Consider the following 25,419-nt stretch of genomic DNA (forward strand, 5'->3'; position numbering starts at 1 on the left):
ACGTTTCCGAGAGAATCCCACGGCCTTGTTTCCGTCGGATCAGGTAGCTAGTCTCGCCCAGTCATCGAGTTTTCGGTGACCGGACGTGCAAGTCCGCCGACGGTAATACTCAAAAGCTTTAACTCTTTAACGTCTGTTTTTTCAGGCGGTAATTCGTTATGGCAGTTGTACGCGGGAGATCTTCGGATCTACCGAACTCCGTCTCGGTCTTGCACACCCGCGTACCGCTGCCACCCTAATTCGCGTGCAAGCGAATGGTGCAGCTTCTTATCTGACGGAGAAGCGACATCATGGTCAAAGTTACCCCCGATCCACCCCATTTCCCCAGCGAAGACGCCCTGCTCCACCGCCGCGCCATCGACTACTACCTCAAAGCCTGCGCCCCCGATGCGCCCACTTTCACCCTGAACGGCAACCTGAGCCTCGAAGACGCCCTCGCCCACGCGGCGGATTTGTTGCACTGCGCGGTGGGCACCGCACATTCGTCGGGGGAAGCGATGGATGTGCAGCAGCGGGCGGTGATGCATTTGGTGGAGATGGCAAAGGGAGTGGTGGATCAGGCTCTGGAGTGTGTGCAGCCTCAATGAACGACACATAACTAACGTGGGAGGGGGCTTGCCCCCGATAGCGGTGGACCGGTCAGCTAATCTGTGACTGACACACCACAATCGGGGACAAGCCCCTTCCCACATTTCCACTGTCAGAACCCGCGATGCTTCTTTAAATGCTCGTTGATCTTCGCCGCCGGCACCTTCTGCAAGGTGCACAGCAGGTCGTGGGACAGTTCGCGCAAGCCGTGAGTCCCGCGCAACTCCTTGGCCAAATGCGCCGTCAGGTTGGCGGCCATTTCCGCGTCCGCCAATGCCCGGTGAGCCTTGCCGGTGTGAGGCAGTTGAGCGAAAGCATTCAAGGTGCCGAGCTTATGGTTGGGTGCCGAGGGCATCAGGCGGCGGGCCAGTAGCAGGGAACAGGCGAATTTCTGCAGGCGGGTGCGGCGGATCAGGCCCAGTTCGTAGTCCCAGAATTTCTGGTCGAATGCGGCGTTGTGCGCCAGCAGCGGCGTGATGCCGACGAACTCGTTGACTTCGTTCATCACCCGCTCGGCCGGTGGTGCGCTGCGCAACATGGCGGTGCTGATGCCGGTCAGTTGTTCGATAAAGCCCGGCACGCGCACGCCGGCATTCATCAGGCTCTGGTAGCGGTCGACGATTTGCCCGCGCTCAAGGATGACCACGGCAATTTCCGTGGCCCGGCACTGGCTGCTCGGGGTGATGCCGGTGGTTTCAAAGTCGATGACCGCTATACGTTCCAAACCTGTTCCTACTCCGTCAAAACAACTATTTAAGCAGCAACGCGCCTTCGATCGGCACGTAGCGGCTGGCGGCGCGTATCAATGAATTGGCCGTGAGCCCCGGCACGCCATAAGCCACGGCTTCAACGCCATGTTTGTGGATGATGCGTTCGAGCAGCATGTCGAAATCACCGTCACCGGAGGCCAGCACCACTTCGTCGACGTGGTCGGCGGCGTCCATGATGTCGAGGGTGATACCCACGTCCCAGTCGCCCTTGGCCGAGCCGTCGCTGCGCTGGATATACGGCTTGAGCTTTACCGTAAAGCCCAGGTTGCGCAGGATCTGCTGGAACTGCTGCTGCTTGCTGTCGCCCCGGTCGATGGCATAGGCATACGCCTCGACGATCTGCCCGCGGGAGCTGATATCAGCCCACAGGGCGGCGTAGTTGAAGTGGCAGCCATAGGCCTGGCGCACGGTGTAATAGAGGTTTTGTACATCGGCGAACACTGCAATTTTCTTCACCGCACTTCCCCATGACAGCCATTTGGACCCGGCATACGGGGGTCCGCAAAGGCGCCAGTATGCCAGCCACAGGGAAGTTTCCGGGAAAAAATCAGACCGGGGCGCTATGCCGCCCCGGCCTGGCGGTGTCAGACGAAGGAATCGTCATCATCGAAGACGGAAGAGTCGCCGGAATAATCGCTATCGGCAAAGCTGTCGGCGTTGTTGCCGCCCCAGCTGTCGTTGCCGGCGAACTTCTGGTCATCGTTGCCCCAGTTGCCTTGATCGCTGGCCGGCGCCGGTTGCTCGATGATTTCTTCCACCACCTGTGGTTGCTGGTTGTGGTGGAACAGGCTGCTGATGCCCTCGGCCAGCAACACACCACCGGCCACGCCCGCTGCGGTTTTCATGGCGCCGCCAAGGAAACCGCTGCCCACGGGCGCGGCAGGTGCTTGGGGGGGCTGCTGATAGCTCTGTTGCGGCGCAGGCTGGCTGAAGGAGGGCCGCGCCGGTTCGCGCCAACCGCCGCCCGTGGAGGCCGGGGCGCTCTGGGTGGGTTGCGCGTCGCGGGAGCCGCCGCCAAAAATGCTCGACAGGAAACCGCCACCGCTGGAGGCGGCGGGTTGCGCGGATTTGGCGCGTTGCAATTGTTCCTGCAACTGCTGAATCTGCTGCGCCTGTTGCTTGTTCTGCGCGTCGAGGCTCTGCAGGGCGTGTTCCTGCACCAGAATCGACTGGGTCATGTAGTACCCGGCGGCCGGTTGGCGAGTCATGTGCTCCTTGATCCGCGCTTCGGCCTGGGCGTCGCGGGGGGCTGAGTCCGTTTCGGCTTGCTGCAACCGTGAAAACAGTCCATCGATCAGGGTTTGCTCTTCGCTGTTCATGGCGACCTCGTTAGATTGCCGGTAGAAATCGTGGTCCTGCCCTTGATCAGGCCAGGTGCGTGCTAGTTATGGGGCTGTTACCAATTGTTTCAATGGTCTTTACTCAAGGTTTACGTTTGTGCCCCTTCGATGCTGATCGGTTAAAGTGTCGCCCTCGTTTACAGGCCTGCGATGAACCTGATGAATCCGTTAGACGTACTGCGCGACTCCTTCCGTTTTACCCTGCGCAACCTGGGCGCCATCGTTCAGCTGTGCCTGCCCTGGGTGATCCTCGAAGCGGTGCTGCAACAAGTGCTCGACCATACGCTCGGCGCGGACGCCTTCCCCGGTTACAGCGTGATAGTGGGTTTGCTCGTCTACCCGGTGTATACCGGTGCCCTGATTCTGTTCCTTGACGCCCGAACCCGTGGCCAGACGCCGCGCACCCGTGATGTGTGGGCGATGGCGCTGACCCTGTGGCCGCGTTTCGCGCTGCTGACGGCCATGAGCACGCTGCTGATTCTGCTGGGGCTGTCGCTGTATTTCCTGCCGGGCCTATGGCTGATGGTGGTGCTGGGGTTTGCCGAGTACCTGCTGGTGCTGCGCGGCATGCCGGCGCTGGAGGCGATGAAGGAAAGCCTGCGCCTGACCCGTGGGCATTTCTGGCGCATCCTCGTCTGCCTGCTGTGTGTGATGACACCCCTGTGGCTGCTCAAGGGCGCCAGTGTCGCGGCGTATCCCGAGCCGGCGCCGTTGCTGGGTGTGCTGATCGACAGTGCTCACAGTTTCCTGCAGCTGTTTACCAGTGTGGTGCTGTTCCGTTTATTCATGCTGATCGGTGGCGACGCCGACGCGCGGTGATATGCTCCCGCCATCCCTGACACGCCCTAAGCCGAGCCGATGACCCGTTTATTGCGCATCACCTTGCTGGGCCTGCTGATCGTCGCGGGCCTGGCGAGCGCCTTGATCTACAGCCTCACCTGGCGCCCCGAACCCAGGCAGACCCTGCCCGTCAGTTGCGTGGCGCCACGGGCGCCTACCCTGCTGCCCGGGCAGGCGCTCAAAGTGATGACCTGGAACGTGCAATACCTGGCCGGCAAGAACTACGTGTTCTGGTACGACACCGCCGACGGCAGCGGCCCGGATGAGCGCCCCACCGTGGAAGACATGGCCGTCAGCCTCGACGAAGTGGCGCGGATAATCCGCGATGAACAACCCGACCTCCTGCTGTTGCAGGAACTCGACGAAAACGCCAAGCCCTCCCATTACCAGGACCAACTCGCGTTGCTGCAAGAGCGCCTGGTCGACCTCTACCCGTGCAGCGCCCAGGCGTTCGACTGGAAAGCCGATTTCGTGCCCGACCTGCATATTTTCGGCAGCGTCGGGCGCAAGCTCGCCACCCTCAGCCGCTACCAGATCGAACACGCCGAACGCCTGCAACTGCCGGTGCCGGATGCTGGACTGATCAGCCGCCAGTTCCAGCCCAAGCCCGCCCTGCTGCTGACGTACCTGCCGTTGAGCGATGGCGGACAGCTGGCGGTGCTCAACACGCGTCTGAATCCCGATATGCCGGGGCACAGTGCCGTGCAGGAACAGGTGCAGGCCACGGTCAAGCTGTTGGATAAATTCGAGGGGCGTGGCACACCGTGGTTGATCGGCGGCGATTTCAATCTGCTGCCGCTGGGGCAATTCCTGCGCCTGGACGCCAGCAAACGCGGGCAGTATTCGCCGGACAGCGAGCTGCACCTGCTGTGGGACAAATACCCGATGATCCCGAGCAACAGCCAATCCAGCGGCATCGACCGGGAGAAATGGCTGACGTACTTCCCCAACGACCCGAGCATCGACGGCCCGGATCGCACGGTCGATTACCTGTTCCACAGCCCGCGCATCAAGCGGGTGGAGGCCAAGGTGCGGCAGGAGGATACGTTGCGCATTTCCAACCATTTGCCGGTGATTGCCCGCTTCCTGCTGCCCGCCGCGCAATAAATGTAGAAGGCTTAGGGTTACGACTTTCGGGGTTTGATCCGCGCGGTCGGCTCGGCTATCAGCGGATCATCCGGCCAGTAATGCTTGGGATACCTGCCCTTCAGGTCTTTCTTCACCTCGGCATAGGTACTGCGCCAGAAGTTCGCCAAGTCCTGCGTCACCTGCACCGGCCGCCGTGCCGGGGACAACAGGTGCAGCTTCACCACCTGGCGCCCGCCGGCGATGCGCGGCGTGTCGGCCAGGCCGAACAGTTCCTGCAAGCGCACCGCCAGAATCGGCGGTTGTTCGCTGTAGTCCAAACGCACCGATGACCCCGAAGGGACTTTGATGTGCTGCGGCGCGAGTTCGTCGAGGCGCTGGGGCAGCGGCCAGGGCAGCAGGTTGTGCAGATAGCTGGAGATATCCAGGTTGGCGAAGTGGCTCAGGCGCGAGACTTTTCCCAAGTACGGCATCAGCCAGTGCTCCAGGCCGGCCAGCAACGCGTTGTCACTGAGGTCGGGCCACTCGCTGGTTTTGCCGGCGTCCAACTGACGCAGCAGCATCACCCGGGATTGCCATTGGCGTAGTTCCGGGGTCCAGGGCAACAGTTCCAAGCCTTTGCGCCGCACCAGATTCACCAGCGCCTGACTGCGCGCGGCTTCGTCGAGGCCGGTCAGCGGTTCGCGGCTGAGCACCAGTTCACCGACTTTGCGCTGGCGCTCGGCACGCAGTACGCCTTCGCGTTCGTCCCAATCCAGTTGATCGACGTTGCGCACTTGCTCGGCGAGCACCGTGTCGAACAGCGCCGGATCGAAATCCGCCGCCAGGTAAATGCGCTCTTCGCGCTGGCCCTGGCGGCTGCCCAGGTCGGCGATCACCAGCCACGGTTGTTTCATCAGGCTGTCGGCCTCGGCGAACAGCGCCGCGCGGCCATTGGCCAGGCGGTATTCGGCGCCGCCGGGGCGACGCTGCTGGGCCACGCGGTCCGGGTAGGCCAGCGCCAGTAAGGCGCCGAGCCAGCGCGGGTGGTCTGGATCGGCCACCGCTTGCGTCGGCTTGCCGCGCAGGTACCCGCGATATTGCCGCGCCAGTTGCCTGGCCCGCTGCACGCCACCTTGGCCGCCGCGTGCGCGTTCTTCGCCGGACATCAACGCCAGACGGCTATGCAGGTCCGCACCGGCACCGCGCAAAATATCGCGCTCGCCCAATAGCGCGGCGACGTCACACGCGGTGGCCGCCAGCCCCAGGTCTTGCCCGCGCAGCAGCAAATGAGCGATGCGCGGATGGGCCGGCAACTCGGCCATCTTCTGCCCATGCGCCGTCAGTTTTTCTTCACTCAACGCCCCCAGACGCACCAACAAGTCCTGGGCCTGGGCATACGCGGCGGTCGGTGGCACATCGAGCCAAACGAGCTGCGCGGGCGTCACGCCCCAGCGCGCCAGCTGCAAGGCCAGACCGGCGAGGTCGGCGGCGAGGATTTCCGCGCTGCCATACGCGGCCAGGCCTTCATGCTGGTCTTCGGACCACAACCGATAACACACCCCCGGTTCCAGGCGCCCGGCCCGGCCGGCGCGCTGGGTCGCACTGGCGCGGGAGATGCGTTGGGTGTCAAGGCGAGTCATGCCGCTGCCGGGGTCGAAACGCGGCACTCGCGCCAACCCGGCGTCAATCACTACACGGACGCCGTTGATGGTCAGGCTGGTCTCGGCGATGTTGGTGGCCAGGACCACCTTGCGTTTGCCGGGCGGCGCAGGGTCGATGGCGGCGCGCTGGGCGTTGAGGTCCAGCTCGCCGTGCAGCGGGCACAGCAGCACGTCGGGGCTGTCGCCCAGGGCGTCGGCAAGCTGCTGGTGGACCCGGCGAATCTCCGCCTGGCCCGGCAGGAACACCAGCACACTGCCGGTTTCGTCATGCAGGGCTTCAAGGACGGTTTGCACCACGCGCGGTTCGATAAACTCACCGGGCTGGTACGGCCGCCCCCAGCGCATCTGCACCGGAAACATGCGCCCTTCGCTGCGCAGGATCGGTGCGTCGTCCAGCAAACCGGCCAGGCGCTCGCCTTCGAGGGTGGCGGACATCAACAGGATTTTCAGCGGCTGCTCATCGCGAAACAGCTCGCGGCCATTCAGGCTCAGAGCCAAGGCCAGGTCGGCGTCGAGACTGCGCTCGTGGAATTCATCGAAGATCAGCAGGCCCACGCCCTCCAGCGCCGGGTCGTCCTGCAGGCGCCGCGTTAGAATACCTTCGGTGACCACTTCGATACGCGTGTTGGGGCCGACCTTGCTGTCGAGGCGGATGCGATAGCCGACGGTGTCGCCAACCTTTTCGCCCAGCTCGCTGGCCAAGCGTTCGGCGGCGGCGCGCGCAGCCAGGCGGCGCGGTTCGAGCATCAGGATGGTCTGCCCGGCCAGCCACGTTTCATTCAATAAGGCCAAGGGCACGCGGGTGGTTTTACCGGCGCCGGGCGGCGCTTCCAGCACGGCTTCATGGCGATTGGCCAAAGCGTCACGCAGGGCGGGTAAAACATCATCGATGGGCAACGAATTCATACTGGCTCCAAAGCAGAGCGGCGAGTATAACGGCGAACTGCCGGATGCCGACGCTGGTCTCAAGGCCGGTGTTATATAGTCGCGTATCAACCCTGTTGAGGAGATTGTCCATGCGTATCGCTTCCCGAGTCATCGGCGGTGTTTTAGCCGTCACCCTGCTCAGCCAATTGACCGCCTGCGGCTCGATTTTCTACCCCGACCGCCGCGGCCAGATCGACGGCAAGATCGACCCGACCATCGCTGTGCTTGATGCCGTGGGCCTGCTGTTTTATGTGATCCCTGGCCTGATCGCGTTTGGCGTCGACTTCGCCACGGGCGCGATCTATTTCGAGCCGGGCAAGACTGCCCAGGTCGCCCCGGAAAAACTCCACGAAGCCATCGGCGCCGACGGCCAGGTCGACAACGCCAAGCTGCAAAGCATCATTCAGAAAGAAACCGGCCGCAGCCTGCCGCTGGACGACCCGCGCCTGATCCAGTTCAAGGGTAGCGTGCAACAACTCGCCGCCCTTGGCCTGCAACCCGCCGCCTAAGGACAGCCCATGACCAGCAGTCCCGAACACGCCCGGCTGTTGCGGCTGGCCACTCGCGCCTCGGTTGCGGTGGCCTGTGTACTGATCATCACCAAGGCCATCGCCTGGTGGTTCAGCGGCTCGGTGAGCATGCTTGCCGGCTTGACCGACTCGCTGCTGGACGGGGTGACGTCGCTGCTCAATCTGCTCGCCGTGCATTACGCGCTGCGACCGGCCGATGACGATCACCGTTACGGGCATGGCAAGGCGGAGTCGTTGGCCGGCATGGCCCAGGCGTTATTTATCGGCGGCAGTGCGGTGTTGATCGCACTGCAGGCCTATGAGCGCCTGCAGCATCCGGAACCGGTGGGCGCGCCATGGCTGAGCATCGGCGTGATTGTGTTCTCCCTGTTGCTGACCGTGGCCCTGCTGATGCTGCAACACCGAGTGGTCCGTGAAACCGGCTCCAACGCCGTGCGCGCCGACTCGCTGCACTATCGCTCGGACCTGCTGCTCAACGGCAGCATCCTGCTGGCGCTGGTGCTGGCCGCCATGGGGTTGCATCAGGTGGATGCCTGGTTCGGCCTGGGGATCGCCGCCTACATTTTGTGGAGTGCCATCCATATCGCCCGGGAAAGCTTTGCGGTGCTGATGGACGAAGAACTGCCGCCCGACGTCAGCCAGCACATGCTGGAGCTGGCCCGTGGCGTGCCCGGTGTGCTGGGCGCCCATGACCTGCGCACGCGGGTATCGGGCAACCATTGGTTCGTGCAATTGCACCTGGAACTGCCGGGGGACCTGACCTTGTCAGTGGCCCATGACATCAGCGACCAGGCCGCCGATGCCATTCACGCCGCCTACCCGCGCGCCGAAGTGCTGGTACACGCCGACCCGCAGGAAGTGGTTACAGGCGCCAAGGTCTAGTACTGCACCTGATACCCGCGACTGCTCAGGCAGTTGCCCTGGGCCTGGCGATAGGCCTGCACCACCGCCGGGTCGGGTGCATAGGTGACGGCCTGAGGGTCGAAGCCGCTTTGCTGCACCGCCCAGCGATAACAGTCATAACCGTCCTGTTGCACCTGGGCCGGTGATTGGCCATTGGCGGGATAGGCCACCACGTCATAACCATTGCCCTGGGGCGCAGGCTGCGGCGCGGGAACCGCCGCCGGCGGCTGCACCACTACGTATTGCTGTGTGCTTTCTTCGTAGGCGTAATAGGCGCCGGCGGCGAGGAACAGCAGCGAGCCGCCGACCCACACTTCGCGCGCATAGTCCGGCAGGTAATGCACGCGGATGCCATAAGGCGGCGCAACCACGACATAGCGCGGGCCCTGGGGGCGATACCAGTAACCGCCGGAGAAGAAGTAGTCCTGGCCACGATACGGCACGCGGTAATTGCGGTCGGGGAAGCGGTCCACCACATAACCCGGACGGTACTGCGGGCCTGGGCCCCAGCCATTGCCATGGCCGTCGGGGCGCCCTGGCCAACGATGGTCATCCGGACGCCCGTTGTAGCCGGGACGCGAACCGGGGCCGCCGGCTTCCCAATGTGGGTTGCCATCGTTGCGCCGGGGGATATCACGGTAGTAACCCTGGCGCGGTTCCTGGGTCTGGCGCACGGTATCGGGCCGGCCCTGGATCGGCAGATTATTCGGTGGTGGCGCCGGCCGCTCCGGTTCGTTGCCCTGCGGCCGCGCCTGCCATTGACCACCGCTATTCGGGCCGCCGCGGTCAAAATGCTCGTTCTGCGGACGCGGTTGAGGGTTCTCGGGACGCGGCGGACTATTCTCCGGCCGCCGCCCGCCCTCCGGGCCGCGCTCATGCTGCCCACCGCCCTGCGGCCCTTGGCCTTCGCGAGGTGCGTTATCGCGCTCGTCGGCCAATACCTGCGCGCCGACACCGACCACCAGCAAACCAACACCTGCCAAACGCCAGATGCGCTTCATGCTTTTCCTCACTGCGATTCGGGGCTTGAACATGAGACTGGGAAAGCCTCGCCCGGTTCTGAGACAAGTTATCAGTCACGAGAACAATTTTCTTAAGGCAAAAGAAAAGGGGCGACCCGTCGGCCACCCCTTGAGAATTTCGTCCTGGCTCAACGCTTTTGACGTTGGCTCACCTCACGCCGTCTTGTGGACAGTGTGCAGCCTGGAGGCCGGCTCAACCCTGCTGGGGCGGCGGCCGCAGCGGGCCTGATTGGGCGAGCTGCAGTGGACTGTTGTCCAGGCGGTGATTCTGTTGCTAACGATACGCGCCAGCACCCGACAGATGATTGCGAAGATTGCGTCAATAAACAGTGCTTGCGCAATTTTTAACCCTTCATAGATAATTCGCCGCAATAGTTACGACAAAGGCCAACCCAATGAGCAAGCTTGACCGATATGACCTGAGTATTCTGGCGGAATTGCAGCGTGACGCGCGGATCTCCAACCAGGAGTTGGCTGAACGGATTGGCCTGTCGCCATCGCCGTGCTCGCGCCGGGTCAAGCAATTGGAAGACGACGGCTACATCGCCCGCCAGGTCGCCCTGCTCGACCGCAAGATGCTCGGCCTGAGCCTGACCGCCTACGTGCTGATCGGCATGGACCGCCACACCCCCGAGCGTTTCGAAAACTTCGAAGCGGCCATCCGCACCCTGCCCCAGGTACTGGAATGCAGCCTGGTCACCGGCATGGATGCAGACTATCAGCTGAAAGTGGTGGTGCCGGACATGGACCATTATCAGAAACTGTTGCTGGGGCATTTGACCCGCATTGAAGGCGTGACCAGCGTGCGTTCAAGCTTTGTACTCAACCAGGTGCTCAACAGCACGGAGCTGCCACTGACCCACCTACGCACCTAAGGTCAATGAAGATCAAATGTGGGAGGGGGCAAGCCTGCTCCCACATTTTGATTGCACTTCGACCCAGGTCAATGTTGCGCTTGTGACACTGCCCTATACTCGCCGCCTGCCCCGTTGGAAGAGCCCATGAACAACATCGACCCCGCCCTGTTTGAAGAATGGATGATGACCGGCCTGGTCACGATTCTGATCATTTTCATGGGCTTTATCGTCTGGGACCTGGCGAAGAAGTCCAAGGCCGGACGCTTTGGTTCGTTCATCCTGTTTTTCGTGCTGGGCCTGGGCGTGGCCGCTTTCATCATCAAGAGCGTGGTGATTGGCCTGATCGAATCCGGCGCTTTATAAACGCGCCGGCACTTCTTTCCACTGGCCTTGATCGAGGCCGTCGACTGTCCAATCGCCGATACGCACGCGCACTAAGCGCAAGGTCGGCAGGCCCACGGCGGCGGTCATGCGCCGGACCTGACGGTTGCGCCCCTCTCGAATCACCAATTCAAGCCAATACGTCGGAATGTTTTTGCGAAAGCGTACCGGTGGGTTGCGCGGCCATAACGCGGGCTCGTCCAAACGCCGGGCCTCGGCGGGCAAGGTTTTGCCGTCGTTGAGTTCTACCCCCTCGCGCAGGCGTTGCAGCAATTGTTCCGTGGGTTCGCCCTCCACCTGCACCCAGTAGGTTTTCGCCAGCTTGTGCTTAGGGTCGGCAATGCGCGCCTGCAACTGGCCATCGTTGGTCAGCAGCAGCAAGCCTTCGCTGTCACGGTCCAGACGGCCCGCCGGGTAGATGCCGGGAATGTCGATGAAGTCCTTGAGCGTCGCGCGCCCGCCTTCGTCGCTGAACTGGGTCAGCACATCGAATGGTTTATTGAACAGGATCAGCTTCGGCTCGGCCGGCGGCGCCTTGGCGACGCGACGCGCAGCGGAATACGGAGGTTTCACGCCAGGGCGGCGCGAATCGGGGCGAGTGGGACGAGACATGGCGGAACAACATCTAACGGTCAGGGCCGACAATGCTAGTGGCCTGACCGTTAAATGACCATCCCAACCGCTTAGCGGAACGGCGGCTCGTCGAAGCTGCGCAGTTTGCGCGAGTGCAGCGAGTTGAGTTCGTTGCGCAGCAGGTCCACCGCTTCGATGCCGATCTTCAAGTGCTGGCTCACCGCGCGTTCATAGAACGCGTTGGCCGAGCCGGGCAATTTGATTTCACTGTGCAGCGGCTTGTCAGACACGCACAGCAACGTGCCGTAAGGCACCCGCAAGCGATAGCCCTGGGCGGCGATGGTGCCGCTTTCCATGTCCACCGCCACGGCGCGGGACAGGTTGATCAATGGGCGCTCCTGGGCCCAACGCAACTCCCAGTTGCGGTCGTCGTAGGTCAGCACGGTGCCGGTGCGCAGGCGTTTTTTCAGCTGTTCGCCTTTTTCGCCCGTCACGTGGGCCGCAGCTTGCTGGAGCGCCAGTTGCACTTCGGCCAGGGCCGGGATCGGAATATTCGGCGGCACCACACGATCGAGAATGCCGTCGCGACGCATGTACGCGTGGGCCAGCACATAGTCGCCGATGGTCTGGGATTGGCGCAGGCCGCCGCAGTGGCCGATCATCAACCAGCAATGCGGACGCAGCACGGCCAGGTGATCGGTGATGTTCTTGGCGTTGGACGGGCCGACGCCGATGTTGACCAGGGTCACGCCGTGACCATCGCTGGCCTGCAGGTGATAAGCCGGCATCTGGTAGCGGTGCCAGACCACACCCGCCGCGATGGCCGAGGCTTCGCCGTGGTCCATGCTCTTGTCGATGACCACGTTGCCCGGCAACACCATGCGGACAAAACGCGGGTCGCTGCGCAACTGCTCCAGGCCATGCAGGATGAACTGGTCGACGTAGCGGTGGTAGTTGGTCAGCAGGATCCAGGGTTGAACATGGCGCCAGTCGCTGCCGGTGTAATGCACCAGCCGGCGCAGGGAAAAGTCCACGCGCGCCGCATCGAACAGCGCCAGGGGCAGCGGGTCGGTGTTTTCCCAGTCATACAGGCCGTCGGCAATGCCGTCGGTGGCGGCTGACAGGTCGGTGCTGGGGAATACCCGCGCGAGGGTGGCGGCGGTCACGCCGGAGCCGGCGAGTTCATCGCCCTGTTCGACCACGTATGGGTAAGGAATATTCTGCTGGCTCACGCCCACTTCCACCGTCACGGTGAAGTCGTGCATCAGCGGCACCAGTTGCTCCAGCAGGTACTTACGGAACGCCGCAGGATGGGTAACGGTTACGCTGTAGGTGCCCGGCAGTTGCACCTTGGCATAAGCGCGGGTGGTCTGTGGGACTTCGCCGTGGCAGTGGTAAGTCAGGCGCAGTTCCGGGTAGCGAAACAGAGCACGCTGTTCGGCATCGGGTTCGACGCGGTCCTTGAGGTATTGCTTGAGGGCCTGATTGAGCGCGCCGGTAGCCCGCTCATGCAGAGCCGCCAGCCGGTCCACGGCTTCTTCGGCGGTTTTAACGACAACAAAAGCTTCGGTCACGGTAAGCATCCTGTGTTCTGACATGCAGGCCTGTATCTTGCCTGCATCCCAGCCGCACCGAAACAGTGGCGTTGGAAAGCGCTCAATAATGTGGGAAAGGGCTTGCCCCTCCCACCTTTGAACCGCGCTTATTCAGAAACAGAAGGCGTTGAGCGGGCGACGATAGCCGCCACATCCACGCCACGCGGCAAGGCGCCATAAGCGCGGCCGGAGGAATCGCTCAAGCGGCTGGCGATAAAGCCATCGCTGACTGCGGCATGACCCGCCTCCAACAAGAGCTTGGACTGCAATGCCACGGCAATGTCCTCGGTCAACTGCCGCGCACGGTACTGGATGTCCTGGGTGTCCATGAAGGCGGATTTCAACGCTTCGATATGCCGAGCCAGCCGCTTGTCGCCGTGCCCGTCGCCCAGTTCGACAAACAGCGCCTCCAGCACCCCCGGCTCTTTGGACAACGCTCGCAACACATCCAGGCATTGCACATTGCCGGAACCTTCCCACGTAGAATTCACCGGCGCCTCACGGTAAAGGCGCGGCAGGATGCTGTCCTCCACATAGCCGGCACCGCCCATGCATTCGGCAGCCTCGTTGATCATGGCCGGCGCGCGCTTGCAGATCCAGTACTTGCCCACAGCCGTGACCAGCCGTGCGAATTTGCTTTCGCGCTCGTCATCCAAGTGATCCAACGCTCGTCCCATGCGCATGCTCAAGGCCAGCGCGGCCTCGCTTTCCAGCGCCAGATCGCCCAGCACGTTTTGCATCAACGGTTGCTCGCTGAGCACGCGCCCGCTTACCGAGCGATGGGCGCAATGATGACTGGCCTGGGTCAGCGCCTGACGCATCAAGGCGCTGGAACCGACCATGCAATCGAAGCGGGTCATGGCGACCATTTCGATAATGGTCGGCACGCCACGCCCTTCTTCGCCGACCATCCACGCCAGGGCGCCGCGAAACTCTACTTCGCTGGAAGCGTTGGAGCAGTTGCCGAGCTTGTTTTTCAGGCGCTGGATGTAGAACTCATTGCGTGTATCACCAGGGCGGTGCCGGGGCAGCAGGAAACAGGTCAGGCCTTTGTCGGTCTGCGCCAGCGTGAGGAACGCATCGCACATCGGCGCGGAGCAGAACCACTTGTGGCCCACCAGCTCATACGCCTGCCCGGGGCCGCCCGCGCCCACCGGATAGGCGCGGGTGGTGTTGGCGCGCACGTCGGTGCCGCCTTGCTTCTCGGTCATCGCCATACCGATGGTGGCGCCGGCCTTGTGGGCGATGCCCACATTACGCGGGTCGTAGTGAGTGCTGAGGATTTTCGGCAGCCAGGCCTTGGCCAGGTCCGGCTGCAACCGCAGTGCCGGCACGCAGGCAAAGGTCATGGTCAACGGGCAACCGCTGCCGGCCTCGGCCTGGCTGTGCAGGTAGGTCATGGCGGCGCGGGCCACATGGGCGCCGGCCTGCGGGTGCGCCCACGGCAACGACGGCAGGCCGTGCTCCACGGCGGTGCGCATGAGCTCGTGATAGGCCGGATGAAACTCCACCAGATCAATGCGATGTCCGTAACGGTCATGACTGTTGAACACCGGCTTATGCTGATTGGCCAGGAACCCGGCCGCCATCAACGGCCCGCCGGCCAGCGCGCCATAGGCATCGATGCGCGGTTGCGCCCAACCGGCACCGAAACGACGCGACCACTCTTGCAGGGGCAAGTCGATGCGGTACAGGTTGACACCGTCCAGGGAGGGCGGCTGGTTGGTCACGTCGTGGGTTTCGGCAAATTGATGCAGGTTCATCACGGGCGTCCTGGAAAAAGGCCACGTTCGGTTAGGGCCGGTTTTTTCAGTTAAGCACCGCTGCTGCGCTTAAAAAAGTGGCATACGCGCCGAATACCCGGCGCTTTCGCCCTCGGCCGCGCCCAGCACCCAGCGCTGCATCACCGCCTGCAGCGCGTCAAAGCGCACCGGCTTGACTATGCGTTCGGTCACCCCGATCCCCAGGCAACGCTCGCGCTCGGGCGCGGTCAGCGACGTGCTCAAGGCGATCACGGGCAGTTCCGCGCAACCGGGCAAGGCACGGATCTGACAACACAACGAGAATTCACCGTCAGGCATATCCAACACCACCGCCTCGACACATCGCGCCTGCAACGCCTCCAACGCCGCCGGGCCGCTGCCTACCGTTTTAACCCGGTAGCCGAGCTTGAGCAGCATGCCGCGCACCGCCAACTGGCCGACACTGTTGTCATCCACCAGCAACACCGTGCAGTCCTGCGGTGCGCGCTGCCCGGCCAGGGCAGGCCTGGACTCGGACGGCAACTGGCGCACCTCCATTTCCAATTGGAAACGACTGCCCTTGTGGGGTTCGGAATGATGGGTAAGGCGCCCGCCGACCAGTTCGATCAACTGCCGACAGATCGCCAGCCCGATGCCCATGCCGCCGTACTCTCGGGTGCTCGAACCGTCCAGCTGGAAGAAACGCTGGTACAACGTGGCCCCGTCAAGGGAGGCAAAGCCGATGCCGGTGTCGGTCACGATAAAGCTCAGGCGCACGCTGCCGTCGCTGTGGGGCACGCCCACCACCCGCACGCGCACGGAGCCTTCGTGGGTGAATTTGAACGCGTTGTCCAGCAGGCAATCCAGGCACTGGATGAGTTTGTCGACGTCGCCCTCCAGGCGGTCCGGCAGTTCATCAGCGACGTCGATGGAAAACGCCAGGCCCTTGGCCAGGGCGCTGGCATTGAATTGCTGGCGCAGGCTGTCGAGTACCCCACGCAGGCTGAACACGCGTTGCTGGGCGCTCAGGCGTCCGGCCTGCAATTCGGTGAGGGTGAGAATGCCGTTGACCATGCGCATCATGTCCCGCGCGGAACCGGCGGCGGTTTGATGGTATTGCGCCAGGTCGTGGGTCAGAGGCACTGTCTGCATCAGCTCCAGAGAGCCGATCACACCGTTCATCGGCGTGCGCAGTTCGTGGGTCAGGGTGGCGAGAAATTCATCCTTGAGCCGGTTGCTGCGGGCCAGTTGCGAGTTGAGCACTTCGAGTTTCTGGCTGGCATCGAACAGAATCTGCGCCTGCTGCTCGCGCATCGCGTTGATGCGGTCGGCCAGGGCCAGCGACAGCAGCGCCACCTCGATTGCCGAGCCGATCTGGCTGGCATACATGGTCAGGAACACATTAGGCAGATAGCCCAGCACCATCAGGGTGTTGACCACCCCACCCAGCAGGAACGCCGACCAGGCGATGATGAAATAGCGCGCAACGCGCTGGCCGCAATACCAGGCCTTGATGGCGGCGACAAAGATACTCACGGTAAACACTAACGCCAGGCCCGTGGCCAGACGCAGTGCCAGCGCGTAGCTGGCCATCAACGACAGCAGCATCACCACGGCGCCGCACGCCACCAGCGCCAGCAGCACGCGGTTGATCCAGCGACTGTGCTGGGCAGTGTGCAGGAAACTGCGCGCAAACAGGCTGCCGAACAATGCCGACGCACCGATCAGAAATGGCGTCGCGGCATTTGTCCACCAAGGGTTGTTCGGCCAGAAATATTCCACCGCCGCGCCGTTGACCGACAGTTGGTACATGCCGAACGAAGCGATATAGAAGATGTAGTACAGGTAGCTGGTGTCGCGCACGCTCAGGTAGATGAACAGGTTATAGACCAGCATCCCCAGCAGCACGCCATAGATCAGGCCCAGCACATACAGACGCAGCGGCTGCTGCTCCAGGTACGCGGTACTGGACCAGAGGGTCAGCGGCGCCTGGATCGAACCTTCGCTCTGCAGGCGCAGGTAAACGGTCTTGGCCTCGCCTGGGGTGAAATCCAGTTTGAACAGGTAATTATTCTGACGAATCTCGCGGCTGGCAAACGGCAGTGCATCCCCGGTGCGCCTGGCCAGACGATAACCGCCCTGGCCGTCGGGCAGGTACAGGTCGAGGTGGTCCAACGGCGGGTACGCCAGCTCCAGCAGCCAGGTGCGCTGAGCCTCGGTGTCGTGGGGTAAATAATGCAGATTGAGCTTGAGCCAGAACACCGAACGCGAGTAGCCGGCGTTGAGGGTGTCTTTATCGTGAGGTTTGAATTGCACGGCCGCGGACGGCGCGCTGACCTCGGCAATGGAAAGGCTGTTGGACGGGTCTTCGAGCACTTGCAAGGCTCGGCCCAGGGGCAGGCTTCGGGTGTCCTGGTTGAACTCGATGGCGCCGGCGAGCATGGGCAGCCCGCACAACAATAGAATCAGCAAATAGCGCATAGAGCCCCAGCGTGGCATGTCCGGTTATGGCAAAGGCCCCCCATTCCTTTTGAGAAGACGTACACCGGCGGTACAGATAAGTTGTTTGGATTCACTCTAGCATAGCCGTTGCAGGCCATTGGACACCATTGAAATAATTTTTTGAAAGGCTCTAGGACAAGGCTTTCAGCATGGTTTTTTGGCTGTTAAAGCCGCGCAAGCGCGAAGCCTTCAGAGTGAAATTCAAGCACTGCCCGAAGGCCACGCAAAAAGCGTTTGGTGGTAAGCTCGCCCACCATGAATATCTACAGCTCTCGCCCTGTTGTCCTCTGTCTCTCCGGCCATGATCCCAGTGGTGGCGCCGGCCTGCAGGCAGATATCGAAGCCCTGCTCGCCCAGGGTTGTCATGCTGCTGCGGCCGTTACCGCGCTGACCGTGCAAAACACAGTCAACGTCAGCGACTTCCGCGTGCTCGACCGCGAGTGGGTGCTGGCCCAGGCCAACGCCGTGCTCAGCGACTCCGAGGTGGCCGCGGTCAAGCTGGGCATGCTCGGCTCCACCGCGATGGTCGACACCGTGGTCGAGCTGCTGCAGGCGCACCCGCACCTGCCGGTGGTCTGCGACCCGGTGCTGCGTGCCGGCGGCGGCGGCAGCCTGGGCAAGGATGAAGTGGGCTACGCCATGCGGGAGCGGCTGTTGCCTCTGTCGCTGATTGCCACGCCGAACCTGCCCGAGGCCCGCATCCTCGCTGAACTGCCCGAAGGCACGGCGGACGAGTGCGCCGACAAGCTGCTGCCGTTTATCCAGCACCTGTTGATTACCGGTGGGCATGGCGACGAGCATGAAGTGCACAATCGCCTGTATAGCCGCGACGGCACGCGCCAGACCTTCACCTGTCAGCGCCTGCCGGGCAGCTATCACGGTTCGGGTTGCACCCTGGCCAGTGCGCTGGCCGGGCGTATCGCCCAGGGCGAAGGCCTGGCCAGCGCCGTGCAATCGGCCCTCAACTACACTTGGCGCACGCTGCGTGATGCTGAACAACTCGGCCAGGGCCAGTTCGTTCCGCGCCGGCTGCCGCTGGATTTCTGCTCGTAGGCGCCTGCTCGCCACTTCAAGGGACATGCCCGATGAAATTACGTGGCCTTTATGCCATTACCGACAGCCAACTGTTGGCCGGCAAATTCCTCGCTTACGTCGAAGCGGCGCTGGACGGCGGCGTGACGCTGCTGCAGTACCGCGACAAAAGTAACGATGAAGCGCGCCGCCTGCGCGAAGCTCAAACGCTGCGGGAACTGTGCTCGCGCTACAAAACCCAATTAATCATCAACGACGATGCCGAACTGGCCGCGCGCCTGGGCGTCGGTGTGCATCTGGGCCAGACCGATGGCCCGCTCACCCCGGCCCGCGCACTGCTCGGTCCCAAAGCCATCATCGGCGCCACTTGCCACAGCCAGATCGAACTGGCCGAGCAGGCCGCCAGGGAAGGCGCCAGCTATGTCGCCTTCGGCCGCTTCTTCAACTCCAACACCAAGCCCGGTGCGCCGGCCGCCACCCTGCAAATGCTCGCCGATGCGCGCAAGCGCCTGCACCTGCCGATCTGTGCGATCGGCGGCGTCACCCTCGAGAACGCCGAGCCGCTGGTGGCGCACGGTGCCGACCTGCTCGCGGTGGTCCATGGCCTGTTCGGCGCCGACAGCACCCAGGAAGTGACGCGCCGCGCCCGCGCCTTCAACGACCTTCTTAAATCTTCAGTGTAGAGAGCCCGTTTATGTCCCGTTCCGAAACCCTGTTTGCCAATGCCCAGAAACACATCCCCGGCGGTGTGAACTCCCCCGTGCGTGCATTCAAAAGCGTGGGCGGCACGCCGTTGTTTTTCAAGCATGCCGAAGGCGCCTACGTCACCGACGAAGATGACAAGCGCTACGTGGACTACGTGGGTTCCTGGGGCCCGATGATCCTCGGTCACAGCCACCCGGACGTGCTGGACGCGGTACGCAGGCAGTTGGAACACGGCCTGTCCTATGGCGCGCCGACCGCCATGGAAACCGAGATGGCTGATCTGGTGTGTTCGATCGTGCCGTCGATGGAGATGGTGCGCATGGTCAGCTCCGGCACCGAAGCCACGATGAGTGCGATTCGCCTGGCCCGAGGCTTCACCGGTCGCGACAGCATCATCAAGTTTGAAGGCTGCTACCACGGCCATTCCGACAGCCTGCTGGTCAAGGCCGGTTCCGGCGCGCTGACCCAAGGCGTACCGAGCTCGGCCGGTGTGCCGGCGGCGTTCGCCAAACACACCCTGACCCTGCCGTTCAACGATATCGCCGCCGTCGAGCAGATGCTCAGCGAAGTGGGCCAGGACGTGGCCTGCATCATCGTCGAGCCGGTGGCCGGCAACATGAACTGCGTACCGCCGGCCCCGGGTTTCCTCGAAGGCCTGCGCGCGCAGTGCGACAAACATGGCGTGGTGCTGATCTTCGACGAAGTGATGACCGGTTTCCGCGTAGCCTTAGGCGGCGCCCAGGCGCACTACGGCGTCACACCGGACCTGAGCACCTTTGGCAAGATCATCGGCGGCGGCATGCCGGTGGGCTGCTTCGGCGGCAAGCGCGAGATCATGCAACACATCGCGCCGCTGGGGCCGGTGTACCAGGCTGGCACATTGTCGGGTAACCCGCTGGCCATGGCCGCCGGCCTCACAACCCTGCGGTTGATCAGCCGTCCGGGCTTCCACGCCGAACTCACCGACTACACCACCCGCCTGCTGGACGGCCTGCAACAGCGCGCCGATGCCGCCGGTATCCCATTCGTCACCACCCAGGCCGGCGGCATGTTCGGCCTGTACTTCAGCGGCGCCGACGATATCGTCACCTTCGACGACGTGATGGGCAGCGATGCGGACCTGTTCAAACGCTTCTTCCACCTGATGCTTGAAGGCGGCGTGTACCTGGCGCCGAGCGCGTTTGAAGCCGGTTTCACCTCGATCGCCCATGGCGACGCTGAGCTGAAACTGACCCTGGACGCCGCTGAACGCGCCTTTGCCGCGCTGAAATAAACGGCCGTATCTACCAGGCGCCACCCACGTGGCGCCTGGCTGGGCGCTTTGCTTACAGATATTTCCGGCTTTTTCGCAAGAAATCATCCGCAATCCAGCAGATAACTTGCCCAACCGGCAGAAAAACGAGTAAAGACTTTGTAAGCAGGGGCCTGCTTATTTCATAATGCGCGCTTATTGGATCCCGCGAGGGTCCGCGCGCCCCGTCAGAGGTAAGTCGATTCCCATGAAACGCACCGGCCGCACCCTGGTTCTGGGCTGCCTGTTGCTCCTTCAGCCGCTGCTGGCACATGCACAAGCAGGCGGCAACTCGTTGTTAATCCCAGCGATGGGTCGCTGCACCCTCAATACCCAGCCAGACACCCAGGCCGAAGCCCTGAGCGCGTGCCAGAAACAGGCTGACGAGGGCGATGCCCAGGCGCAATACGAGTTGGGCGCGTATTACCACGACAGCAAAAACCCAGCCCAGGACCTCAACAAAGCCTTGAGCTACTTCGAGAAAGCCTCGTTGCAAGGTCACGCGCAGGCGCAATTCGAGCTGGGCAACATGTACATGCGCGGTGAAGGGGTGCCGGTCAATAACGTCCAGGCGTACATCGTATTGAAGATGGCGGCGGTGAACGGCGCCGAAGACGCACTGGACACGGCCGACGAGGTCGCCGAGCACATGAAGCGCGATGAGCTGGAAGTGGCGACCCAGGTGCTGGGCCAGATCTTCCGCAAGTACCTGCTGGAATTGCAGAGCGCCGACGGACGTTCGCCGTTCTCACCCCTGCCCTGACTCTGCGTTGCATCTGACGGCCACTTAGCGGGCAAGCCCGCGAAGGGCACGACGCACTCTAACGCTCTACTTCTCAGGCATCGGCATCGGAAACGGCATGACGTTGCTCACGCCTCGCGCTTCGCTGATCTTCGGCGTGCCCAGGCGCTCGACTTCATCAATGCGCACAATCGAGTGCATCGGCACGAAACTGCGCACCACGCCTTCGAATTGCGCCTTGAGTTTCTCCTCGCCCGGGTCGACGACCAACTGGGTGCGCTCGCCAAAGACGAACTCTTCCACCTCCAGGAACCCCCACAGATCACTTTGATAGATCTGCTTGGCGTACATTTCGAACACCTGGCCCTGGTTGAGGAAAATCACCTTGTAGATTGGAGCTTCACGTTTGGTCATGGTGGGCGAACAACACATCGGGGATATAAAAGAGGGCGCGAACTATAGCATGGCACCCGATGCACAACGCTAGGAACCAATGGGCATGCCCCCTATAATGCGCGGTTCTTTACCACCAGTTGACGATTCCCATGGCCAAGAAGCTTTACATCGAAACCCACGGTTGCCAGATGAACGAGTACGACAGCTCGCGCATGGTCGATCTGCTGGGCGAACACCAGGCCCTGGAAGTCACCGCCCGCGCCGAAGATGCCGACGTGATCCTGCTCAATACCTGCTCGATCCGCGAACGGGCCCAGGACCGTGTGTACTCGCAACTGGGCCGCTGGCGCGAACTGAAACTGGCCAATCCCGACATGGTGATCGCCGTCGGCGGTTGCGTGGCCAGCCAGGAAGGCGCCGCGATCCGCGACCGCGCGCCCTATGTCGACGTGGTGTTCGGCCCACAGACCCTGCACCGTCTGCCCGAGATGATTGATGCCGCGCGCGTGACCAAGCTGCCGCAGGTCGATGTCTCTTTCCCTGAGATCGAAAAATTCGATCACCTGCCCGAGCCGCGCATCGATGGCCCGAGCGCCTACGTATCGGTGATGGAAGGCTGCAGCAAGTACTGCACCTTCTGCGTCGTGCCTTATACCCGTGGTGAAGAAGTCAGCCGACCGTTCGACGATGTGCTGGCGGAAATCATCCACCTGGCCGAGAACGGCGTGCGTGAAGTGACCCTGCTGGGCCAGAACGTCAACGGTTATCGCGGCCAGACCCACGACGGGCGGCTGGCGGACCTCGCCGAGCTGATCCGCGTGGTCGCGGCGGTTGATGGCATCGAGCGCATTCGCTACACCACCTCGCACCCGCTGGAGTTTTCCGACAGCCTGATCCAGGCCCATGCCGAGGTGCCGGAGCTGGTCAAACATCTGCATCTGCCGGTGCAATCGGGCTCGGACCGCATCCTGTCGGCCATGAAACGCAACCACACCGTCCTGGAATACAAATCCAAGCTGCGCAAATTGCGCGCGGCGGTGCCTGGTATGTGCATCAGCTCGGACTTTATCGTGGGCTTCCCCGGTGAAACCGAGAAAGACTTCCAGCAGACCATGAAGCTGATCGAAGACGTCGGCTTCGATTTCTCCTACTCGTTCGTTTACAGCCAACGCCCCGGCACCCCGGCCGCCGACCTGGTAGACGAAACGCCGGAGGCGGTGAAGAAAGAACGCCTGAATGCCCTGCAACACCGCCTGAACCAGCAGGGCTTCGAGATCAGCCGACAAATGGTCGGTTCGATCCAGCGCATCCTGGTCACTGACTATTCGAAGAAAGATCCTGGAGAATTGCAGGGCCGTACCGAGAACAACCGGATCGTCAACTTCCGCTGCGATAATCCGACATTGATCGGTCAGTTTGCCGATGTGCATATCGACGCGGCGCAGCCGCACTCGTTGCGCGGCTCGCTGGTGCAATAAATGTGAGAGGGGGCTTGCCCCCTCCACATTGGAACCGTGCAACATCCAATGACGTAAGTGCTTTCGTACCCGCGTCACTGGCGTTATCCTCTCTTTCACCTAAACAGCCAAAGGGCGGCTAAAAGCAACCTTGAACGCACCCATCGCAGAACCCCATCGTTTTATCCTCGAGCCGTTTGAGGCTCGCCGTTTCGCCAATCTGTGCGGACAGTTCGACGAGCACCTGCGCTTGATCGAACAACGCCTGAGCATCGAGATCCGCAACCGCGGCAATCAGTTCGAGCTCATTGGTGAACCCCAACACACTACGTCCGCAGAAAACCTGCTGCGCCGTCTCTATCGCGAGACGAAGGGCAGCGAGTTGTTCCCGGAAACCGTGCACCTGTACCTGCAGGAGTCGGCCGTGGAAGACCTGGCCAACAACCCGGTGGCCGAAGCCAGCGTGGCCCTGCGCACCAAGAAAGGCATGATTCGCCCGCGCGGCTTGAATCAGCAGCGCTACGTCAAAGAGATTCTCGGCAACGACATCAACTTCGGCATCGGCCCGGCCGGCACCGGCAAGACCTACCTGGCCGTGGCCTGCGCGGTGGATGCCCTGGAGCGCGAGCAAGTGCGCCGCATCCTGCTGGTACGCCCGGCGGTCGAGGCTGGCGAAAAGCTCGGTTTCCTGCCCGGCGACCTGGCCCAGAAGATCGACCCGTACCTGCGCCCGCTCTACGATGCGCTCTACGAGATGCTCGGCTTCGAGTACGTGGCCAAGCTGATCGAGCGCCAAGTGATCGAGATCGCCCCGCTGGCGTACATGCGCGGCCGGACGCTGAACAACAGTTTCATCATCCTCGACGAAAGCCAGAACACTACCGTCGAACAGATGAAGATGTTCCTCACCCGTATCGGTTTCGGTTCCACGGCCGTGATTACCGGCGACGTCACCCAGGTCGACCTGCCCAAAGGTACCAAGTCGGGCCTCGCCCAGGTGATCGAGGTGCTCAAGGACGTGCCGGGTATCAGCTTCACGCACTTCATGCCCAAGGACGTGGTGCGCCACCCGTTGGTGCAGCGCATTGTCGAAGCCTACGAGCGCTTCGACCACCGCGATGACGCACCGGCCAAGGACGTTCGCCGCGATGCTTGAGCTTGACCTGCAACTGGCCACCGAAGCGCCGGCCCCCAGCGAAGAACAGTTCCGGCAATGGTGCGCCTTGGCGCTGCGCCAGCGCTCCGCCGACTCGGAGCTGACCATTCGTCTGGTGGATGAGCCCGAGGGCCGCGAACTGAACCACACCTGGCGTCAGAAAAACTACGCGACCAACGTGCTGTCCTTCCCCGCCGACGTTCCCGACGAGTTGCTGGACATCCCATTGCTGGGTGACCTGGTGATCTGCGTCGAAGTCGTCGAGCGCGAAGCCAGGGAACAAGGCAAGGAACTTGAGGCCCACTGGGCCCATCTAGTCATCCACGGCTGCTTGCATCTCTTGGGTTACGACCATATAGACGATGATGAAGCCGAGGAAATGGAAGCACTGGAACGAACGTTGCTTGCCCAATTGGGTCATCCGGACCCCTACGCAGATGACGAAGCGTAAAAAACACTCAACTGTAACAACAAAGGATTCAGAGTAATCGCTATGAGCGAAGACCGATCGAGCAACGGGCAAAAGTCTTGGCTGGGTAAGCTGACCCAGGCTTTTGCCCACGAGCCGAAAAACCGCCAGGAGCTGCTGGAGCTGCTGCGCGAGGCCCATCAGAACAAGTTGCTGGACAGCGAAGCGCTGGCCATCGTCGAAGGCGCCATCCAGGTGGCTGACCTGCAGGTCCGGGACATCATGGTCCCGCGTTCGCAGATGATCAGCATCAAGGCGACCCAGACTCCACGGGAGTTCCTCCCGGCCGTGATCGACTCGGCGCACTCGCGCTACCCGGTCATCGGTGAAAGCCATGACGACGTCATGGGCGTGCTGCTGGCCAAGGACCTGCTGCCACTGATCCTCAAGGAGAACGGCGACAGTTTCAACATCAAGGACCTGCTGCGCCCGGCCACGTTCGTGCCGGAGTCCAAGCGCCTGAACGTTCTGCTGCGTGAATTTCGTGCCAACCACAACCACATGGCCATCGTGATCGACGAATACGGCGGCGTGGCGGGCCTGGTGACCATCGAAGACGTACTGGAGCAGATCGTCGGCGACATCGAAGACGAGCACGACGTCGAAGAAGACAGCTACATCAAGCCTCTGCCCAGTGGCGATTTCCTGATCAAGGCGTTGACGCCGATCGAGAACTTCAACGAGTTCTTTGACAGCGAATTCTCCGATGATGAGTTCGACACGGTGGGAGGCCTAGTGATGAGTGCGTTCGGGCACTTGCCCAAGCGTAACGAAACCACCGAGATCGGCGCTTATCGCTTCCGCATCCTGAATGCCGACAGCCGCCGTATCCACTTGATTCGTTTGACACCTATCGCCCGCTAAGGACTGAC

25 protein-coding genes are annotated in these 25,419 nt (G+C 62.4%); 15 read left to right on the forward strand and 10 right to left on the reverse strand.

Annotation, left to right across the window (positions count from 1 at the left end; translation table 11 throughout):
* Positions 1-290 precede the first annotated feature (290 nt).
* Positions 291-587 carry a DUF3077 domain-containing protein gene (locus PSH94_RS22160; protein WP_181079813.1) on the forward strand — a complete coding sequence of 99 codons (297 nt, stop codon included), beginning with the start codon at positions 291-293 and terminating at the stop codon, positions 585-587.
* 113 nt (positions 588-700) lie between these two features.
* Here PSH94_RS22160 and PSH94_RS22165 read toward each other — a convergent pair whose 3' ends face one another.
* From PSH94_RS22165 to PSH94_RS22175, 3 genes are all read right to left on the reverse strand, one after another.
* The gene (locus PSH94_RS22165) at positions 701-1,312 is read right to left on the reverse strand and encodes a PolC-type DNA polymerase III (protein WP_305435813.1); all 612 of its coding nucleotides are present in this window, start codon (positions 1,310-1,312) and stop codon (positions 701-703) included.
* A gap of 25 nt (positions 1,313-1,337) precedes the next feature.
* Positions 1,338-1,814 carry an NYN domain-containing protein gene (locus tag PSH94_RS22170; RefSeq protein ID WP_034100876.1) on the reverse strand — a complete coding sequence of 159 codons (477 nt, stop codon included), beginning with the start codon at positions 1,812-1,814 and terminating at the stop codon, positions 1,338-1,340.
* A gap of 128 nt (positions 1,815-1,942) precedes the next feature.
* Positions 1,943-2,677, reverse strand: a complete 735-nt coding sequence (locus PSH94_RS22175) for a DUF2076 domain-containing protein (RefSeq protein ID WP_305435814.1) — start codon at positions 2,675-2,677, stop codon at positions 1,943-1,945.
* Positions 2,678-2,857: 180 nt separating this feature from the next.
* Here PSH94_RS22175 and PSH94_RS22180 point away from each other — a divergent pair, with 180 nt between their 5' ends.
* Together PSH94_RS22180 and PSH94_RS22185 are read left to right on the forward strand one after the other, a co-directional pair.
* The gene (locus PSH94_RS22180) at positions 2,858-3,517 is read left to right on the forward strand and encodes a YciC family protein (RefSeq protein ID WP_181079816.1); all 660 of its coding nucleotides are present in this window, start codon (positions 2,858-2,860) and stop codon (positions 3,515-3,517) included.
* Between the two features lie 39 nt (positions 3,518-3,556).
* Entirely contained in the window at positions 3,557-4,645 is a 1,089-nt protein-coding gene (locus PSH94_RS22185; RefSeq protein ID WP_181079817.1) for an endonuclease/exonuclease/phosphatase family protein, read from the forward strand.
* A gap of 17 nt (positions 4,646-4,662) precedes the next feature.
* On the opposite strand, the gene hrpB is transcribed toward PSH94_RS22185, so the two are convergent.
* Positions 4,663-7,173 carry an ATP-dependent helicase HrpB gene (gene hrpB, locus PSH94_RS22190; protein WP_305435816.1) on the reverse strand — a complete coding sequence of 837 codons (2,511 nt, stop codon included), beginning with the start codon at positions 7,171-7,173 and terminating at the stop codon, positions 4,663-4,665.
* 110 nt (positions 7,174-7,283) lie between these two features.
* On the opposite strand from hrpB, the gene PSH94_RS22195 reads away from it, so the two are divergent.
* Positions 7,284-7,703: a hypothetical protein gene (locus PSH94_RS22195; RefSeq protein WP_034139408.1), complete on the forward strand. Its 420-nt coding sequence runs from the start codon at positions 7,284-7,286 to the stop codon at positions 7,701-7,703.
* A gap of 9 nt (positions 7,704-7,712) precedes the next feature.
* Positions 7,713-8,606, forward strand: coding sequence for a cation diffusion facilitator family transporter (locus tag PSH94_RS22200; RefSeq protein ID WP_181079819.1), 894 nt, complete (start codon positions 7,713-7,715; stop codon positions 8,604-8,606).
* Here PSH94_RS22200 and PSH94_RS22205 read toward each other — a convergent pair.
* A complete protein-coding gene (locus PSH94_RS22205) occupies positions 8,603-9,628 on the reverse strand; it encodes a DUF6515 family protein (RefSeq protein WP_305435819.1) in 1,026 nt (341 codons plus the stop codon). The genes PSH94_RS22200 and PSH94_RS22205 overlap by 4 nt on opposite strands.
* Before the next feature lie 416 nt (positions 9,629-10,044).
* On the opposite strand from PSH94_RS22205, the gene PSH94_RS22210 reads away from it, so the two are divergent.
* Both PSH94_RS22210 and PSH94_RS22215 read left to right on the forward strand, forming a co-directional pair.
* The gene (locus tag PSH94_RS22210; protein WP_003194418.1) at positions 10,045-10,524 is read left to right on the forward strand and encodes an Lrp/AsnC family transcriptional regulator; all 480 of its coding nucleotides are present in this window, start codon (positions 10,045-10,047) and stop codon (positions 10,522-10,524) included.
* Between the two features lie 135 nt (positions 10,525-10,659).
* Entirely contained in the window at positions 10,660-10,869 is a 210-nt protein-coding gene (locus tag PSH94_RS22215; RefSeq protein WP_025999909.1) for a DUF2788 domain-containing protein, read from the forward strand.
* On the opposite strand, the gene PSH94_RS22220 is transcribed toward PSH94_RS22215, so the two are convergent.
* From PSH94_RS22220 to PSH94_RS22235, 4 genes are all read right to left on the reverse strand, one after another.
* Positions 10,864-11,499 carry a pseudouridine synthase gene (locus PSH94_RS22220; RefSeq protein ID WP_253509538.1) on the reverse strand — a complete coding sequence of 212 codons (636 nt, stop codon included), beginning with the start codon at positions 11,497-11,499 and terminating at the stop codon, positions 10,864-10,866. The genes PSH94_RS22215 and PSH94_RS22220 overlap by 6 nt on opposite strands.
* A 71-nt stretch (positions 11,500-11,570) precedes the next feature.
* Entirely contained in the window at positions 11,571-13,043 is a 1,473-nt protein-coding gene (amn, locus tag PSH94_RS22225) for an AMP nucleosidase (protein ID WP_181079821.1), read from the reverse strand.
* Positions 13,044-13,162: 119 nt separating this feature from the next.
* Complete coding sequence (locus PSH94_RS22230) at positions 13,163-14,818, reverse strand: acyl-CoA dehydrogenase family protein (RefSeq protein WP_305435821.1); 1,656 nt, start codon at positions 14,816-14,818, stop codon at positions 13,163-13,165.
* Positions 14,819-14,887: 69 nt separating this feature from the next.
* Positions 14,888-17,278 carry a 7TM diverse intracellular signaling domain-containing protein gene (locus PSH94_RS22235; RefSeq protein ID WP_305435822.1) on the reverse strand — a complete coding sequence of 797 codons (2,391 nt, stop codon included), beginning with the start codon at positions 17,276-17,278 and terminating at the stop codon, positions 14,888-14,890.
* 276 nt (positions 17,279-17,554) lie between these two features.
* On the opposite strand from PSH94_RS22235, the gene PSH94_RS22240 reads away from it, so the two are divergent.
* From PSH94_RS22240 to PSH94_RS22255, 4 genes are all read left to right on the forward strand, one after another.
* Positions 17,555-18,352 carry a hydroxymethylpyrimidine/phosphomethylpyrimidine kinase gene (locus PSH94_RS22240; protein ID WP_181079824.1) on the forward strand — a complete coding sequence of 266 codons (798 nt, stop codon included), beginning with the start codon at positions 17,555-17,557 and terminating at the stop codon, positions 18,350-18,352.
* Positions 18,353-18,384: 32 nt separating this feature from the next.
* On the forward strand, positions 18,385-19,014 hold the full coding sequence (gene thiE, locus PSH94_RS22245) for a thiamine phosphate synthase (RefSeq protein WP_285428843.1): 630 nt from the start codon (positions 18,385-18,387) through the stop codon (positions 19,012-19,014).
* Positions 19,015-19,025: 11 nt separating this feature from the next.
* On the forward strand, positions 19,026-20,309 hold the full coding sequence (gene hemL / locus PSH94_RS22250) for a glutamate-1-semialdehyde 2,1-aminomutase (protein WP_181079826.1): 1,284 nt from the start codon (positions 19,026-19,028) through the stop codon (positions 20,307-20,309).
* A gap of 226 nt (positions 20,310-20,535) precedes the next feature.
* A complete protein-coding gene (locus PSH94_RS22255; protein WP_181079827.1) occupies positions 20,536-21,090 on the forward strand; it encodes a tetratricopeptide repeat protein in 555 nt (184 codons plus the stop codon).
* A gap of 66 nt (positions 21,091-21,156) precedes the next feature.
* Here PSH94_RS22255 and PSH94_RS22260 read toward each other — a convergent pair whose 3' ends face one another.
* The gene (locus PSH94_RS22260) at positions 21,157-21,483 is read right to left on the reverse strand and encodes a DUF1820 family protein (protein WP_003236992.1); all 327 of its coding nucleotides are present in this window, start codon (positions 21,481-21,483) and stop codon (positions 21,157-21,159) included.
* A 131-nt stretch (positions 21,484-21,614) separates the two neighbouring features.
* Between PSH94_RS22260 and miaB the strand changes: the two genes are divergently transcribed.
* The 4 genes from miaB to PSH94_RS22280 all read left to right on the forward strand — a co-directional run bounded on the left by miaB (position 21,615) and on the right by PSH94_RS22280 (position 25,411).
* Positions 21,615-22,943 carry a tRNA (N6-isopentenyl adenosine(37)-C2)-methylthiotransferase MiaB gene (miaB, locus tag PSH94_RS22265; protein ID WP_305435823.1) on the forward strand — a complete coding sequence of 443 codons (1,329 nt, stop codon included), beginning with the start codon at positions 21,615-21,617 and terminating at the stop codon, positions 22,941-22,943.
* 130 nt (positions 22,944-23,073) lie between these two features.
* Entirely contained in the window at positions 23,074-24,078 is a 1,005-nt protein-coding gene (locus PSH94_RS22270) for a PhoH family protein (protein WP_305435824.1), read from the forward strand.
* Positions 24,071-24,529 (forward strand): rRNA maturation RNase YbeY, encoded by a 459-nt coding sequence (gene ybeY / locus PSH94_RS22275; protein ID WP_253509544.1) that lies wholly within the window; start codon positions 24,071-24,073, stop codon positions 24,527-24,529. Before PSH94_RS22270 ends, ybeY begins: the two co-directional genes overlap by 8 nt.
* Positions 24,530-24,571: 42 nt before the next feature.
* Positions 24,572-25,411, forward strand: a complete 840-nt coding sequence (locus PSH94_RS22280; protein ID WP_010206772.1) for an HlyC/CorC family transporter — start codon at positions 24,572-24,574, stop codon at positions 25,409-25,411.
* The last annotated feature ends 8 nt before the right edge of the window (positions 25,412-25,419 follow it).

The organism is Pseudomonas sp. FP2254, assembly GCF_030687695.1.
Taxonomy (GTDB): domain Bacteria; phylum Pseudomonadota; class Gammaproteobacteria; order Pseudomonadales; family Pseudomonadaceae; genus Aquipseudomonas; species Aquipseudomonas quebecensis.